Genomic DNA, 16,796 nt, shown 5'->3' with positions numbered 1-16,796 from the left:
TATCTCCATAAACAACCAAGGCATCCATCTGATGTCTCCAATTATCTTTAAAAAAGAAAAGACCATCTATTTCTTAGACGCTTAAACACATAATATTTGATAACATGCGAAAAGCATATCGCACCAATCAATGTAGTGAGACAAGTTGCAACATAGAGCATATCATTATTGTGAATGAATCTTTCTAAATGAAGCATACTTGACACTCTATAAAACATCATGTGACAGAGATAAATCTCCATACTGATGCCACTAAGATACTTAGCCACCTTGTTGTTAATACGATATTCTTAGAACCTATGGCATACATCAGCAAAGACCAATAAATCCGGCAAGATAAACAAGCCCTTGAAATCAATAACGAATCTTAATATGGTAAGTACAAGACATGGTGCCAAGATATCATTCAATACTTTTCAGACCTAAGGGCTAAAAGTAATTTATCGTTCATTTTCTTTTTTTCCAATTATTGAAAGTTTATCTATCGTTTTTTCCATTACATCAAACACATCTGTGAGTAACCCTGGCAGAAGTAAATTTAACCTATATGATTGACTATAAAAGTTTTTTCTGTTTTTTGATGTAACAAATAAACCATTCTCCATGTCAGGAAACAAGATTGTCCCCTCAGAATGTCCATTCGGTCCATCATAACAGTCATAAACCATTTGCATAAAATCAAAAGAACCATCATGCACGAGTCTATTTCTAATATTTACTATAGTATTAACACACGATGGTTTTTCAAATATAGTACCTGTGATATCAGAAGTGGTCTTAACAATACTTCCCAACAGAACTTTCCGTGAAACCATTTTGGGATATTTGGAGAAATCCAATTTTTCATAATCACGCAACTCAACGTAAATCTTAGACAGTATATCAAATGAAGACGCAAGGTAAAGAAAAATACTATTAACACATGCAAAACATATCGTATCCTGAGGATTAACTGTAACAGTTGCATGTTTAAAGTCTTCCATTTTACAGGGAGACTCACTAGGAAAATGGTTGTAAAACACCCTCAACATAGATGCAATCATCTTAAAGCGATCACATAGAGCACAGACCAGCATATCGCAATCATAATAATACAACCATCTATGCACTATCTCGTAATTTTCATGATTCCTCACGTATGTTTCAAACTCCTCCTTTGTCCATCCACATTCAGCAGTATTTCCTGCATCTCTAACCCAACAGGGAACCCCTCTATAATCTCTGTCAAACTGGTTACATCCTCGAAATATTATATCTTTAAAGACATAAGACAGGTTATAACCTTTATCTATAAGAGAATCGAGTTTATCATATATAGGTCGAAGAGTTTTATTATTAGAATCAAAATCCATAGAGTAATATTTTATTTTACTTTCACCCATTCTTCCTTCATAAAGTCATACGTGTTAATGACCTTTGCTGGAAAACTTGCTGTCACCAAGCAATCAGGAATCTCTTTAATAACGAGAGAATAGTCACCAATTACAAAATGCTTGCAATATGACTTATTATAAATACAATTCTACATTTTTCTTGCCGCAACCATTCAATCGCTTAGCAGGAATTGTAAACCACCAATACAGCGTCTCCACTATTTATCAGCGGGATAGCCGTACTAGTATTATTGAATAAAGTTTTGATTTTCTAAAATTTAACGTAAGAATTCTTTTACCCTTGCACCCAGAAGTTGATTAATGGGTGAAAAGGTAAAAGAATACTCACAAAAGACCATTTACGAATCTTAAACCAATTATCAAAAAAGAAATCTATACAATTTATCCATACATAAATATAAAACAAAGCCAACCTTATGCTTAAACTTCTGGCTATACCACACATCAGCCCAAAAACTTTGAGGAGCATATTTTTTTAAAGCATTATCTGTATTAATAAAAAACTCCTTATTCTTATTTAGTATAGCCTCTTTCATCATATTGCGTCTAATGTCCGATCGAGCAATAGCAATATCTTTTAAAGATATGACATATTTATTTTCTTTTGCATAATCTATTATGTGATTCAAAGCTATGAGAGCATCTGGACGAACAGATAAAACCAAACGCCTTGTTACGCTATTATCATTCACACGGTAACCATAAAGTTCCTTGTCTATATAGGTGAAAGATTCAGCCTTAACCAAAAGCTTAAACAAAACCATCCAATCTTCTCCCATACGTATGCCGTTTTGAAAACGAATATTATTATTTAAAAACAATTCCCTTTTATAGAAAGCCCCACACACGCCCAACATTGCAAATCTACGAACAACAAGTTGGATATATTCATCTTTATCTTTACTATATTTTTTTTCAAAAGATGATTGAGGCAAAGTATCACTGAAGACATAAGCACCAAATCGTACAATATCATGTTCTGCAACCTCTTGATCTGATAATATCATAAAAGCATCATCTTTAAGCACATCATCACCATCAACAAAACAAATCCAATCGCCATCAGAAACATCAATTCCTTTATTTCGGGCTTCACTCACACCTGCGTTGGACTGATGAATCACTATCACAACAGAATTTTCATGAGCTAATGTATCACAAATCTTTCCTGAATTATCACTACTTCCATCATCCACAAGAACAACTTGCAATTCATAGAAATTTGGTAATTTCTGATTAAGAATACTATTCACGCATTTCTCTATCCATTCCGCACAGTTATATATCGGAATAATTACTGAAATTTTATGTTTATTCATAACAATCGAGGTATTATTTTATCGTTAATCAATTGCATTAGTCGAGCATTCAAGATACACTTTGGCAAATGAAGGTCAAGGAAGATCGCTATTTTACCAACGATACCACACATAGAACTTAAACTGTAGAACAATGGCAAATAAGCCATACTATCGGATAATGATATTTTTCGGAAATCTGCAATTAACAATTTGTAAATCACAGCTAATTGTTCTTTTTTGCAAAAGTCATCTATATTATTCATAAAGTCGAAGGCTGAAATTAAGCGAGACTTTATATTTCGTTCATTTGGAGCCTGAGTGATGCTGCCAGGTCGAATATTATAGAGATAAGTATCTTGCTTGCAAATGGCATACGCTGTAACATGTTTAGCGGCGAAGAAATTCCAATAATCATCCTCATGAAGCAAACCTTCCTTGAAAAAAAGATTATGTTTCAACAACCAATCACGCTTTATCAGCTTATTCCATGCCGTTGGAGGGTAATGAGCCATCAGCATTTCACGTTTGATGTATCTTTTATCTTCAGTATATTCTTTTAATTTCGTTGATTTTAAACTCAAATATTCAAAACCTTTTGTGGTAGCCTCAGCACCTGCTTGCACAATTTGAGCCTTAGGAAACTTTTGCGCCGTTTCTGCAAGAACTTTAATGCAATCTGGAGTTATATAGTCATCACTATCCAAAAAATAAAGGTAATCACCCTTAGCTTCTAGAATACCAGTATTACGAGCCGCAGAAAGTCCTCCATTTACAGAATGTTCATATATTTTGAAATCAATATTGCCATCATAATTTTCAATTAAATTTTTAGCAATTTCTATACTCTGATCTTTTGTGCAATCATTTACAAGAATACATTCTATACCTTTTGTATATGATTGTGAGACTACAGACAAAAGGCATTTCTGAATATATTGTTCCACTTGATAAACAGGGATAATTATGCTACAAAAGAAATTGTTTCTCATATTCTATACTTTTTTAAATTGATGATACTTTATAATAAAAGCTGACGCTATCATATAATATGCAAACGAACAATATATGTTTGTTAGGAATACGCTCAATATATAAGAGCCATTAAATATATACATGTCTAAAGCTTCACTTCGATTTGCAATCATTCTTCGAGACCACTTATAAAAGAAGATTATCCAAACCAATAATCCCAAATATCCAGAATTTGCTATAGCCCACAAATACAAAGACTCAAAAAATAAAGCATCAGTATTTCCCCCATATCTTTCTATATGTTTTGCAGTATATCCATAACCAAGTCCAAATATCTCATTATTTTCTATTAGTTTATTTACATATTTAGCTTGCGTAGTTCTCATTTCGCTATTAGAACCTTTAATTTCATTTTTAGCAGCTAAATTATCATCCCAAAAGAAAATTGAAGGTTCTATATTAGCATGATAATATTTCTGTAAAGTTGGTGTACTGCTAATTACAACAGCAGAAAATCCCAAAACTCCTAAAGAGTAGATTATATTTCTCTTCGTAAAGAAACCGACCTTAAATAAATAATATGCAACAGCAACTAACAATGGAAGGATTGCAGAACGCTTAGTTGACATAAAACAGTTAAAAATAGCCAGTACAATATAGACTTTTCTTAAATGCATGTCTTTCATGCCTTTAAAGAATAATCCAAAGCCAGCAAGAATTAAACAAATTTGTCCCCAAGGAATAGGACCCTCAGATTGATTGCCCGTCGCGGTAGAAGTAAAAGCTCCCCTAACAGACCCCGTACCATCTCCTATAAACATATCTTTTGAATAATCGAAAGCAAGAGCAAATGATAACACTAAAGGATTCTCCTTTATAAAATATGTTATAATACCCCAAATGCCTATTACAATAAAACTAATTAATAAAGTTTTTATACAAAGCTGTAACTTTGCTTCAGACGTAACGATAATTATAAACAAACAATAAGGGGCTATTTCAGTTAAAGCAAATTGAAACAATTGCTTATATTGAAAAGCATAATCCACATTACCAAAAAGACCTATAAGAAACAAAGGTAAGACTAACGTCAATAATGGAAACAAAGCTATCTTAACATTCTTTTTTGAAAAGTCACACTGCTTATTATTTTTCTTAATTAAAACAAAAAATAACATGCATAACAACATAAATGAATAAATACTTATGCTTCCAACTCTTGTTGTTGTCGGCAAAACCATTTTTACGGCAAGATAAAATGCGAATGCCTGTGCTAATGATTTTTGACAAAAATAAAGGAATACTAGTATTACTAAAATAACAAAAAGTTTAATTATCAATATCATAGTTTTATTTTATTGGTTGGACAACTTATTGAAAATAGAACTCATTTCTTAACTTTCCAATGCCATTAAGCGATAAAAACTCAGAATCACCCCCTGCAACAATATAACCTTTAGACCCAAGTCTTCGATTATTTACTATCATATAGCAAGCTTTCTTTGCTCTTGTTATTCCTACATAATGTAAATCCAAATCTTGTTGCCATGACGGGTAATAACAATTAATATAAGGGGAATGACTAGTCAAAATTACCTGTCCATTCAATACATCACTTAAATATCGAGCCAGCTCCCTTTGCTGATGTGGATGAAGATAAGCCCCAGGCTCTTCATTTATTTGCTCTGTAGCATTCTTTACGTATGAAAGTTCTGGTATCTGCGAATCTACCTCTTTCAACTTATCTGAAATTTGCTTGTATAGGGCATCGTCCGTATCTATAGTTTCAGCACTACGCTCCTCTTTTGCTTGCTGAAGGAGAATATTCTTGGTTTTGTTGATGTACCCCCAAAAATCTCTCTTGCTATTGATATACTTTATGTTCAATACCTTGCGGTAATAAGGAATGGCATATTCATGCAAGTCTTCATCTGCATCACTTTTACCACAGAAAAATTTATAATCATCACCCTTAGTTGCCAGATACTTAATTACAAGTTTTCCATCTCCACTAATGTCACCTTTCATTTTAGATAAGATGCAATCTTCTTTAATATCATCGAAGAAAGTTGTGATTATCACTTCATTCGTTTCTTCATAGGCATAAAAATCGGACTCCTTTAATTCCAGATCTAAATCAGAAAGGCCTCGGTCCAGCAAAATACGAAGTGCATAAAGAAGATTGGTCTTGCCAACATCATTAGCTCCAATAATCAAACTCTGATTATTAAAATTTATAGTCGCTTCCTTAAAATTTCGGAACCCCTTAATATATAGTTTTGATAATTTCATAAAACAACCTGTTACCAGTAACAACGATATTAGTATTTCTTCTATACGTGTTTTAAATTGGACGCCAATTTAGACAAGTACTTTTGGAAAATTTTATCTTTCAATGCAAATAATACAGCAACATACCCTACCATGACTATCAACAAATAGGATAGAATATTTAAAATATTACTATTAAAATCTATCATCAGAGAAGATAACCATCCCACAACAAATGCAATGATTACATAAACAGAAACATCCATAAGCTGCTTTACATAACTATATGGTAGGAGTTTACGAGTTGCCCACACATTAATCAATGTTCCTGTGATATTAATAAAAACGTTTGCTATCGCCAAGCCAACTACTCCATATTGAAAACCTACAAATAGATATATACAATATACTATTTTCTTCGGAAATTCTAGTTTTAACACCATTCCAGTTCTTCCTAGTGCTTGCATTAAACTAAGGCTCATCTGCCCAACTGGTCCAAACATGATGCCCACTATAAGTATTTTAAAAAGTAAAGAACAATAAAGCCATTTTTCCGTCCACAACAAGACGATAATATCATCTGACGCAAAGCTCAAAAATGCAGTTAATGGGGCGATCAACATTACTAACAAGCGCATGCTTTCTCGGAATTTTTCAGTTAGCATCAATTCGTCATCTTGATACTTTGCAAGTACAGGAAGAGCTACTCTCTGCACAATTCCAGATGTTACACCATCTACATTGGTACATAAGCCATTTGCTTTTGAAAAATAGCCCAGTTCATTCTTGCCTATAAACTTACCGATAACAATGGAATAAACCTGACTAAACAAAGTACCAATCAAGTTAGCACCCAACAATTTACTTCCAAAGCTCCATAACTTTGCTAATGATTGTTTATCAAACTTTTCCTTAGGTATCCATTTGGCAAATATCCAAAGCAATATAACACGAATCAACGATGCTAAAACTGCCTGCAAAGCCAAAGCGTAAACACCCATACCATGATACGCCATGACAATAGCGATAATACCTGCTGGAAGTTGAGCCGACAAATTGATGATTGTCTGAAGGCGTATATTTAACTTAGCTGTCAAGATTGCAGTTTGGACAATACATAAAGAGTTTAAGATGACATTTATGCCAACAATCTTAAGCAAAGGTATCAACAAAGGCTCCTTAAACCAAGCAGCTATGCCTGGAGTGAATATCCATAATAGAGCATAACAGACTAAACCTATCACCACATTAAAATAAAACGCTGTAGAAAGGTCTTTCTCTGTGCGATGCTGATTTTGTATCAGAGCATTTGCAAAGCCTGCTTCGATAAACACATTTGATACAGCTATGAAAATAGCAGTCAATCCTACAACTCCATAGTCATAAGGAGTCAACAATCGCGCCAAGACTATTCCAATAACGAAACTTACAGCTTGACTAGATAGTTTCTCGAAGAAACTCCAAATAGCAGCACTTACTCCAGTGTATAATGCCATAACATTTTATTTATTTCGTTAAAAACTGCTTGACAGGCAGTTCCATTCTCCTTAATACCTAACAACTTCCAATACTTATCTACAGCCATGCTATATTTTTTCCCATCGAAATTACGAATATTGCTTAATAACTGTTCTTCTGTTTCTGAGAACATAAAAGGCATCTGATTAGGAATTAAATAGAGTCCTCTGTCATACGAATCGTAATCTGGTGCATACAAGAAACAAGGTTTTCTTTGCACAGCAAATTCTGTAGAAACAGATGAAAAATCTGTAATCATGACATCTGCTGCACAAAGCAAATCTTGCATATCATCATATTGAGTTACATTGATGACATAACGAGACAAATGCTTAGCAAAGATGTCGGGAAGAGGAAAGTTTGCTACATTCGGATGAAATCTCAAAAGTAACTTCCATTCACCCCCAAACTTTTCTTCTAATGATTTTATGAGCCTTTCAGAATCAAAGCCATAATTATCGATTTCTGTAAGAGATCGAAATGTAGGTGCATATATCACCAGCTTGATATGTTCTTCAATATGATACTTAGCAAGAACTCGTTTTCTCAATGAATCATATATCTTCTGATTAAAGAAATCATCATATCTAGGAGTTCCTGCTTCAAGAATTTTTCCAGTTGTGTACCAAGTAGAATGACGTATCCATTTTGAGAAATAGATACTTCCGCTCAGCATTAAATCTGTTTGACGACAATCCTTGATAGCACTATCTATGTAAGCTTTGTTCAATACAGCAACACTGTCTTTCTCTGACTTTTTGGGTCCTGTTCCATGCCAAGTTTGGATATATAACTGTCCCTTACGTTTGTTAAACGAACTCATTCTGATATTTGCGACCAACATCTTACAAGTTGCCAGCATATATATATGCTTTAGAGAAAACGTACGGATAAACTTTATACCACTATATTGATTTCTATAAAGTTTTGGATAGTTTACTACAGCAATTAACTGTAACTTGCCATCATAGTTGTGCTCTGCTACATAAGTAGCAATAGCCTTCGGATTGCAGTTAAAATGAGCTCCATTCCAACTTATAAAACAAACCTTATTTGAAGAAACAGGAAACATCTTACAGCATATTGGATAAAGAACATCCCATCTTCTATGCTCCCATCTCCTCTTTATTCCGTGAAGGATCCTATGTAAAGTTATTTTTCTATATTGCATTACAATGTTATTTTTCGAGGAAATTCTTAAGTATATTATTCTCTTCTGATTCTAATAACTTTTTATCAAACTTATAACTCAACTTATGTATAAAACAAGAATCCTTTATGAATTGATAATACTCTGGTGTATATTTACGAGAAAAGCTAAAGAGAAGAACATGAGGATTCATATTACAAACATACGGCATATTTTGCCAAAGTTCCTTACATTGCTTATCCTCTTCAACCAAAGCAGATAAAGCAAAATGGAACATATAGTAATTAATAATATAGTTCTTTCTTTGCCAATAATTAAACAACCAGTTCTTCATTCCACGCAATATTGGAGATTCCTTTTTGCTATGAATAAACCAGTTAGAACACTTTATCGGAGAAGCCCAATCAGGAAAAAGATGGCGCTGAAACATAAAATACTCACTCTTATCAATTACTTCAGGAAATGAAGATGTCAAGAGACAAGTTGCATCTAACCAATATCCACCATATTGAAGTAAAAGACAAGTACGCAGCATATCAGAATAATTCGCTTCGGGAATAATACCCTCAGCATGCATTTTCTCTATGAATGCGGGCATCTTAACATATTGAGTCAGATTATTCTCATCCAATAAGATAAGTGGATGTCCACCTGCATTAGCTCTCACACTGACCAAACATCGTTTCACCAATTCTGGTGCATTCTCCCAACCTTGTTTCCAATACATAAAAATAGATTGGTTTTCTACTACATCATGTGGAGGTATCACTTTTTCACATTCTATGGACATATAAGCCCACTTCAAATGTCTTTTTACCCACTTATAGAAGAACCACTGTTGTTTGGTAAGATTCAACTCCCTAAAATATAAAAAATCAGGAAGCCATCTAAAAATCAATTGTACAATATTCATAGTCACTATTTTTGGAAAGGCAGGCTACATGCAAAGAGCAGAAAAGTAGCTTATAAAAATGTGCCCCCATGCACTTCGCCTGCCAATAGTTTTTATCTTAGCTCTTCAGAATTTCAATTGTTCTGCTCACAGCATCACTCATTTCGTAAACTGGTTCAAAACCAATTTTCTTAATTCGTCCGTTCTCTAAAATAGCTTTAGTTGCAATACTATAGCCTTTTTTTTCTGTTTCAGATGGCAAATCAAAAATTACTTTTTTACCAATAGCCTCAGCACAAAATCTTGCAAAATCACGTAAATGAACATTCGTTTTTTCACTACTTACATTATACGGTACCCCAATCTCTCCCTGCAACAAAACGGTCAGTAATCCTCTTACTGCATCTGCAACATAAGTATAAGAAAAATACTGATTCCCCTCGCTCTTGAGAACTATATCTTTACCATCTATAGCATTTTTAATAAACTGCGAAGAAGCCTTAGTATCATTTTCTAACATGGTTGGTCCAAAGATTCGACACAATCTGGCTATCTTCACGCTCGTGTTTCTTTCCGCTATATAAGACTGGCACAATGCCTCTGACGTTCGTTTTGACTCATTATAACAAGAACGTGAATTAGAAAGATTTAATATTCCATTATAATCCTCCGTAAAACTCTCTTCGTTTCGTGCATTACCATACACCTCATTAGTTGAAGTATACAATACCGTCGCATGGCATCTATCTGCAAGATTCAAAGCATTCTCTATACCCTTAACATTTATTAGTATGGTTTCTATCGGATACTTTGAATAAGCCAACGGATGCGTATTACTTGCCATAGGAATGATATAGTCTACACTTATATTTTCTGTGAATGGCTCACACACATCATGCTCAATGAATTCAAAATTGGGATTAGAAAAATACTCACCTAATCTTGCTTGCGCTTTCTCTGCATTTCTACCTACAGCATAGACTTTTACTTGATGTATACGCATCAGGGCATCAATCAGCATTACACCAACCATACCTGTAGCACCTGTTATCAAGAAAGACTTTCCTTGGAGTTTATCTATATCTTTTATGCTGAGAATATGATTTAGATCCTCAACATATAAAAGATTATGCTTGTTCAATTTCATCATTTGTTCTTTCTATTTAAATATCCTTTAAAAATTTCCAAATCATCAGGTGTTGTTAACTTGATATTCTTATCGCTACCTGCGGCGAAATGTAAACGAACACCTAGTTCTACCATCATGGTATTTGTATAGTGAGAACCATAAATACCAATCTGCTTTTCAAAAGCCTCATGGTACTTGCCATCCAACAAGTCAAAACGATAAGCTTGAGGCGTAGAAACACGTCGAATCGTTTCACGAGGAATAAACTTTGTTGTTGTAGATTCATCATCCTCGCTCACCAGAAATATTTGTTCATTATAAGGTAAAGATGTAACAGCATTACCATATTTCTGAGCTTTACATATAACATCAGCTAACACCTCAGCGTCTACCAATGGTCGAATACCGTCGTGAATGATAATCGTGTCATCCTTTGAGCATTTATCCTCCAAATTGAACACTCCATTTCTAATGGACTCCTGACCAGAGTTTCCCCCCTTTACAATCCATTTCAATTTAGATATATTGTATTGCTCAGCATAAGACCAAACAACATTTTCCCACCCATCAATACAGACAAGTTCAATGGCATCTACCATAGGATGCTTCTCAAAACTTTCAAGAGTATAGAGAAGAATAGGTTTGTCATACACATTGATAAACTGCTTTGGGATGCTTTGTCCCATTCTACTGCCGACACCACCAGCTATTATAATTGCTATATTCATAAATATATTATTTTTTAGAGTTTACATTTATCCAAACATACATACTTTCTCATGACAAATGACACAATCGCCAGAAAAGAAGACATAACCATCTACAGTGGCGAATTAATATTTTCTAACGTATGTAGATACAAATCTGTTCTCTCTATCGAATTTGTTATTTCAAAATTATCGGTAAAACTTTTAAGTTCACTTGGCTCAACAAGACATTTTCTGACAATGCAACTTTTTACCAAGTACTCATAACATGGCATAAAAGTATGAGTTCCTCCTTTCCAATATTCATTGCCTGCAGCTGTCAAAATATCTACTTCATCAGTAAATCTGACTAAATCAAGGAGGTTATCAAGCTTATTCATATCACCACGATGATAGATATCATGGCAATCAACCTCTACTTCATAAACATAACCACCATATTTTCTAAAGAAATTCAAAGCTGCGGAGAGCTCGAAGAATAAGAACAAGCAATCCTTCCTCAGAGGGATCTGAACTGGACGATTAGCGTTAAGTATATTTTCTACTTTCATTGACTCTTCGTCCATATATTGTTCAAAATTCGTTTGAGGTTGAATCTCTGCCCCGACCTCAAAATATCTTTTATCTACTCGATATAAATACATAAGCGTTTTATCTCCTAAAATTATTATTTTTCAATCTACAACTCATCTATTCCCTTAGTAAGCATTCAACCCCTATGACAAAATAGCTCTATCCCAAGTGTTTACTAGGAGGATGCAGAGTATTTTAAGAATTTGAACATTTTCGATTTTTAAACAGGCTTAACTAAAAGTGCCTTTGTCATCAAGGCATAATGTATATTACCGATAAAGCATTCCCATTATTTTACAATCGAGAGCATTCGCTCTAAAAAATTTTTATCTGCCATAAGACCCTATTTGTATAAATCTATGTTGATATCAAATGGAGAATCGAAGTCCTTCAGCATCGCATGCTTCGTATCTTTCTCTGAGAGATTAGCATGTTCCGTTGGAATCTTCCAATCGATACCGAGGGTATTATCGAGGATACTGATGCCTCCATCGGCCTCTGGATGATAGAAGTTATCACACTTGTATTGGAAGACAGCTGTTTCTGAAAGTACGGCAAAACCATGGGCAAAGCCCTTTGGAATGAAGAACTGACGATGATTGTCTTCTGTCAACTCTACGGCTACATGTTTGCCGTAGGTTGGTGAACCTTTGCGGATATCTACTGCAACATCAAGCACTCTACCTTTTACGCAACGTACCAGCTTGCTCTGGGTATATGGTGGGCGTTGGAAGTGCAGGCCTCGCATCACGCCATAGCTGCTCATAGACTCGTTGTCCTGACAAAAGTGAACACTGTGTCCCAGGATTGGGGCAACCTTCTCTTCAAACTCTCGTTCGCTGAAGCTCTCGAAAAAGTAGCCACGAGCATCACGGAAGAGGCGTGGCTCTATAATGAGTACGCCATCTATATCAGTTTTAATTATATTCATTGTTTTCTAATATTCTAAATTCTTTTTTAGTGTTTGATTTTTCTCTTCAAGTATTGAAAGGAGATACTTGCCATAGTCATTCTTCAGCATTGGCTGAGCATTCTCTCTTAATCTTTCTGCGGTAATCCAACCTTGACGGTATGCGATACCTTCCAAGCAAGCGACCTTCAAGCCCTGGCGCTTCTCCAGGACTTCAATAAAGGTAGATGCTTCAGAAAGGGAATCATGGGTTCCGGTATCAAGCCAAGCAAATCCTCTTGCCATGGTCTGTACCTTCAGCTGCTTATCCTTCAGGAACTCCTGGTTTACTGTTGTGATTTCCAATTCACCACGAGCGGATGGCTTGATATGCTTGGCTACTTCCACCACCTTGTTAGGATAGAAGTATAAGCCTACCACAGCATAGTTGCTCTTTGGATGCTGAGGCTTCTCTTCAATGCTCAGGCAATTGCCTTGCTCATCAAACTCTGCCACGCCATATCGCTCAGGATCGCTGACACGATAGCCAAAAACGGTTGCCTTGTCGTTCTGCTCAGCATCTGCCACTGCCTGATGAAGCATTTGGTTCAATCCTGCACCATAGAAGATATTATCGCCTAATACGAGGCAAGCGGAATCATTACCAATAAACTTCTCACCGATAATGAAGGCTTGGGCCAAGCCATCTGGTGAAGGCTGCTCAGCATACTCAAACTTCACACCTAACTGGCTTCCATCGCCTAAGAGGCGTTTAAAGCCTGGCAGGTCAAATGGTGTTGAAATAATGAGTATCTCACGGATACCTGCCAACATCAATACTGATATTGGGTAATATATCATTGGTTTATCAAAGATTGGTATCAGCTGCTTGCTGATACCCTTTGTGATAGGGTACAAGCGTGTTCCGCTTCCACCTGCTAATACTATTCCTTTCATATCATTATTATTTATTGATCAATAACATGATTTTCTAAAATCATCCCGTCCTTCTTTACCATTAAAGAAGGCTCCACCTTTCTTACCAAGCCTCTCTTTCCTCAGGAACGAGAGGATGTAACTGGCTACGCTATAGCCTCCGCCAGAGTTTTGGTAACACCAGCGGAGTCTTTACCCGCAAGGGGCTGGTGTTGGGTGTTGACGCAATAGAATTATCCTATGAATCTCGGCTGCACTCAACAAATTGAAAGTAAACTTTCTTTGCGTTCGTTTGCTCGAGATTTGCGAGTGTTTATCGGCTAGCGCATCATAGTAATCTACCACTATCACGTAATCGTTTCTTCATTCCTTGCAATGCACATTCTGCCCAAAGCTTATAGTCTTTCTTCATCGCTTCCTTCTCCTCTTCAGAGAAATCAGAATGCTCGATTTGAAACTCTACATACTTCTCAGCTGAATGCTTTGCATTATCAAGTTCAGCCTCTGATACCTTAGCGATTGTCATCCGCTCACCTATAATGGCACAAATATAGCCTTCGACAAAGGCTGTTATGTAATCTTGATTATTTCGATGAATCATAATAAACAAAATAGAATTAACTCTTAGATTGCTTAATCACTGAGCCCACTTTAAAAAGGGGTATATTTTGAATCCAGCATAACCAGTGTGGTCATTCAGAGTGAAACATAGCAATCGGCTCCGCTGGTGAACATCTTTCGAGAATTAGCCATGAAAGAGCCGAAAGTTTCTCTGATAGGCCCGAAAAGGGCAAATATCGATCTTTGAAATGTTGAAATCTGGAATATTACCATCCTTCTGAGGTTCATCCACATACATCTGCTATATGCATGCATACGATGTTTGAGCAAGCCCCTATCTTTGGTAGGCACCATCTGCATAAAGGTCTTCAATGGCAGAATTCGTGACGCGTTCGCTGTTTTCCACCGCCTCTTGAAGAAAATGGCAGTCTGCAAATACAGCAGTTTCCACCAGAACGGAAGTGATGATGCTAGGCTTGCCTTCCTCTTCTGTCTCTGTGATGTTGGTCACATAGCCTTGCACCTTCTGGTCGATCTTGGTTGTCACGAGGCTATAGAACTGGTTCGGTAATTTACCAGCTATTTTTTACAATAATGTGACAATTTGTCTGCACTACGAATTTTGGCGGCATTTTTGCAGAATGAACAATATGCTTGGTATCTATCGTACCAAATCTTAGCATAGGAAGGAGGTGTAAAGCATTGACATACTCAAAAGAACAATTAGACCAGATTTTTGCCAAAGGCAAAGAGATTCCAGGGAAAGACCCTGCTCGCTATCGCAAGGACGCATGCGGTAATGAGATTTATCGACAGAGCTACGGTAAGGAGTCGCCCATGGGTTGGGAGGTTGACCACAAAAACCCAAAAGACAATGGTGGTACCAATAGTATGAGGAATCTACAGCCACTTCAGAGCAGTGAAAACTCAAGCAAAGGCGCCAAGTACCCTTACAAGAAGAAGTAAGACTATTCTTTTATTTTGCCAGCCATCCTGCCGAATGGCTGGCTTTTTTTGCTTTGAATCATGTAATATCCTTTTGGTTACACAAACAGGCGTGACCCATTACTTACCACCTCTTGATGTTTGTTATTATCACTTCCATAAGTCGGGTTCCTTTTTCTTATGTTGTTAATCTATCATACCCACTTTTTCAAGATATTCTCAGCCATACCCTTACAATCCTCCTTCGATGATCTCCATTTGCGAATCCATTCGATTGGTGCATGCGGTTCAAACTCCTTGGCATATTCCTCTACAGCCTCAACTGTCTTTCCCCATGTCCTTGTGGCAGTCACGGCAATATCAGGCTGCATCTTGTGGAAATATGCAATATTCCTATCAAGTTCAGCTCGGTTGTCACCCCATGTGCAGATGCACACTTTTTTGCCGTTCACCATGAAAGTGGCGCGGTAGTCGCTCTTGTTCCAGTGTAGGGTGTCTATCGGTTCTGGCAGCATCGTTGCCAGTTCCATAAACGTGGTGCTCTTCCCTACATTTGCACCACCGTATAGTGCTATAATCTTATCCATAAATGTTAAAATGTTAATTTGTTAACGCGTAACTCATCAAATCCCTGAAACCAGAAACTTAATGGTTCACTTGCGTTCAGCTCCTTGACACATACCTTGCCAACCTTACAGAAGGCTTTCAATTGTCGTTCACTACCCATCTGTTTCCATCAGAGCAGCACAAAGCGGTTTGCAATCAGCACCTGCATGCCGAATGCGGTGGGTCTGCCACCATCTCTTTAGAAGTTATAACAGAAATCTATCAAATATAGCCAATATCAGATTTCATTCTGTCTCAGGACACACTTTCACCTGCAAAGGTGCAAAATATTTATAAGACTACCAACTTTTTTATGAACAAAATCTTATCCCGAACTGGGGTATTTTTACGCTAAATCAGAAAACAATAAATCATCTTCTCCTTCAAAAACAAGAGACTCCAAATTGTTTATCATTAGCATCTTTTGAAAGTTATCCTCAAAAGAATTAGATGGCATATCTTTAATCGTATTTTTATATGTGGATATCATACATTCCTTTGCATCCTTCTTAGATTTTCCAGAAAGAAAATCTTTCAAGCCCTGAAGAGCACATTTCAAGAATAACTCTTCGTCAGTTCCTATCATCCATGAGTCTGAGTAACCTACGAAGAATTTAATTCCAATTCTTATTAACTCATCTTTTAAATCTAGACCTGAATAACAAGCTAAAGCGTAAAGTCCTTTGTTGGCAAAATTATAGTTTGTTGTATGGATAGAGATGACTTCTTCGTTATTTTCGTTGATAATCTCACCATTTATGCCATGAGAGACAATAACACAAAGAGAGTTACTCTCCATCTTTCCACAAACTTTATCTGCATTTAAGTTAGGTGGACATACGCTCTCAAATGTTATCTTGTTATCCAAACAAGCTTGTTTCGCTTCATCTGAGCAAGACTCGAAAAAATGATGTAATTCCGTATTACAATCATTGTTGTATGCAATCAAAAC

At 36.0% G+C, this 16,796-nt stretch carries 18 protein-coding genes; 1 reads left to right on the top strand and 17 read right to left on the bottom strand.

Annotated elements, in window-relative coordinates; translation table 11 throughout:
• Window positions 1–440: 440 nt before the first annotated feature.
• The 15 genes from KUA46_RS16460 to KUA46_RS16390 all read right to left on the bottom strand — a co-directional run bounded on the left by KUA46_RS16460 (window position 441) and on the right by KUA46_RS16390 (window position 14,840).
• On the bottom strand, window positions 441–1,382 hold the full coding sequence (locus KUA46_RS16460; protein ID WP_218487690.1) for a hypothetical protein: 942 nt from the start codon (window positions 1,380–1,382) through the stop codon (window positions 441–443).
• A gap of 371 nt (window positions 1,383–1,753) precedes the next feature.
• Window positions 1,754–2,713, bottom strand: a complete 960-nt coding sequence (locus KUA46_RS16455; protein WP_218487691.1) for a glycosyltransferase — start codon at window positions 2,711–2,713, stop codon at window positions 1,754–1,756.
• On the bottom strand, window positions 2,710–3,684 hold the full coding sequence (locus KUA46_RS16450) for a glycosyltransferase family 2 protein (protein ID WP_218487692.1): 975 nt from the start codon (window positions 3,682–3,684) through the stop codon (window positions 2,710–2,712). The genes KUA46_RS16455 and KUA46_RS16450 overlap by 4 nt, the downstream gene beginning before the upstream one ends.
• Window positions 3,685–3,687: 3 nt before the next feature.
• Window positions 3,688–5,013: an O-antigen ligase family protein gene (locus tag KUA46_RS16445; protein ID WP_218487693.1), complete on the bottom strand. Its 1,326-nt coding sequence runs from the start codon at window positions 5,011–5,013 to the stop codon at window positions 3,688–3,690.
• Between the two features lie 25 nt (window positions 5,014–5,038).
• Complete coding sequence (locus KUA46_RS16440) at window positions 5,039–5,959, bottom strand: ATP-dependent nuclease (protein ID WP_218487694.1); 921 nt, start codon at window positions 5,957–5,959, stop codon at window positions 5,039–5,041.
• Between the two features lie 41 nt (window positions 5,960–6,000).
• Window positions 6,001–7,434 carry a lipopolysaccharide biosynthesis protein gene (locus tag KUA46_RS16435; protein ID WP_218487695.1) on the bottom strand — a complete coding sequence of 478 codons (1,434 nt, stop codon included), beginning with the start codon at window positions 7,432–7,434 and terminating at the stop codon, window positions 6,001–6,003.
• On the bottom strand, window positions 7,413–8,627 hold the full coding sequence (locus tag KUA46_RS16430; RefSeq protein ID WP_218487696.1) for a CDP-glycerol glycerophosphotransferase family protein: 1,215 nt from the start codon (window positions 8,625–8,627) through the stop codon (window positions 7,413–7,415). Before KUA46_RS16430 ends, KUA46_RS16435 begins: the two co-directional genes overlap by 22 nt.
• A gap of 7 nt (window positions 8,628–8,634) precedes the next feature.
• Window positions 8,635–9,519 (bottom strand): capsular polysaccharide synthesis protein, encoded by an 885-nt coding sequence (locus tag KUA46_RS16425; protein ID WP_218487697.1) that lies wholly within the window; start codon window positions 9,517–9,519, stop codon window positions 8,635–8,637.
• A gap of 97 nt (window positions 9,520–9,616) precedes the next feature.
• Window positions 9,617–10,648: an NAD-dependent epimerase/dehydratase family protein gene (locus KUA46_RS16420; protein WP_218487698.1), complete on the bottom strand. Its 1,032-nt coding sequence runs from the start codon at window positions 10,646–10,648 to the stop codon at window positions 9,617–9,619.
• Window positions 10,645–11,355 carry an IspD/TarI family cytidylyltransferase gene (locus KUA46_RS16415; protein ID WP_153118558.1) on the bottom strand — a complete coding sequence of 237 codons (711 nt, stop codon included), beginning with the start codon at window positions 11,353–11,355 and terminating at the stop codon, window positions 10,645–10,647. The genes KUA46_RS16420 and KUA46_RS16415 overlap by 4 nt, the downstream gene beginning before the upstream one ends.
• Before the next feature lie 92 nt (window positions 11,356–11,447).
• On the bottom strand, window positions 11,448–11,978 hold the full coding sequence (locus KUA46_RS16410; protein ID WP_218487699.1) for a toxin-antitoxin system protein: 531 nt from the start codon (window positions 11,976–11,978) through the stop codon (window positions 11,448–11,450).
• A 272-nt stretch (window positions 11,979–12,250) separates the two neighbouring features.
• Window positions 12,251–12,838 (bottom strand): dTDP-4-dehydrorhamnose 3,5-epimerase, encoded by a 588-nt coding sequence (gene rfbC, locus KUA46_RS16405; RefSeq protein ID WP_218487700.1) that lies wholly within the window; start codon window positions 12,836–12,838, stop codon window positions 12,251–12,253.
• Window positions 12,839–12,844: 6 nt separating this feature from the next.
• Window positions 12,845–13,753 carry a glucose-1-phosphate thymidylyltransferase RfbA gene (gene rfbA, locus KUA46_RS16400; protein ID WP_218487701.1) on the bottom strand — a complete coding sequence of 303 codons (909 nt, stop codon included), beginning with the start codon at window positions 13,751–13,753 and terminating at the stop codon, window positions 12,845–12,847.
• Window positions 13,754–14,060: 307 nt separating this feature from the next.
• Window positions 14,061–14,258 carry a hypothetical protein gene (locus KUA46_RS16395; RefSeq protein ID WP_218487702.1) on the bottom strand — a complete coding sequence of 66 codons (198 nt, stop codon included), beginning with the start codon at window positions 14,256–14,258 and terminating at the stop codon, window positions 14,061–14,063.
• A gap of 369 nt (window positions 14,259–14,627) precedes the next feature.
• Window positions 14,628–14,840, bottom strand: a complete 213-nt coding sequence (locus KUA46_RS16390; RefSeq protein WP_218487703.1) for a hypothetical protein — start codon at window positions 14,838–14,840, stop codon at window positions 14,628–14,630.
• A gap of 155 nt (window positions 14,841–14,995) precedes the next feature.
• On the opposite strand from KUA46_RS16390, the gene KUA46_RS16385 reads away from it, so the two are divergent.
• Window positions 14,996–15,259 carry an HNH endonuclease signature motif containing protein gene (locus KUA46_RS16385; RefSeq protein ID WP_200758682.1) on the top strand — a complete coding sequence of 88 codons (264 nt, stop codon included), beginning with the start codon at window positions 14,996–14,998 and terminating at the stop codon, window positions 15,257–15,259.
• A 173-nt stretch (window positions 15,260–15,432) separates the two neighbouring features.
• Here the strand turns inward: KUA46_RS16385 and KUA46_RS16380 are convergent, their stop codons facing one another.
• Entirely contained in the window at window positions 15,433–15,825 is a 393-nt protein-coding gene (locus KUA46_RS16380) for a hypothetical protein (RefSeq protein ID WP_200758681.1), read from the bottom strand.
• A gap of 365 nt (window positions 15,826–16,190) precedes the next feature.
• Complete coding sequence (locus KUA46_RS16375; protein WP_151202076.1) at window positions 16,191–16,712, bottom strand: hypothetical protein; 522 nt, start codon at window positions 16,710–16,712, stop codon at window positions 16,191–16,193.
• Between the last annotated feature and the right edge of the window lie 84 nt (window positions 16,713–16,796).

Origin of the sequence: Segatella copri (genome assembly GCF_019249765.2) — a bacterium.
In the GTDB taxonomy this organism is placed as follows: Bacteria; Bacteroidota; Bacteroidia; order Bacteroidales; family Bacteroidaceae; genus Prevotella; species Prevotella copri_K.
This window is presented reverse-complemented; position numbering and strand designations above follow the sequence as displayed.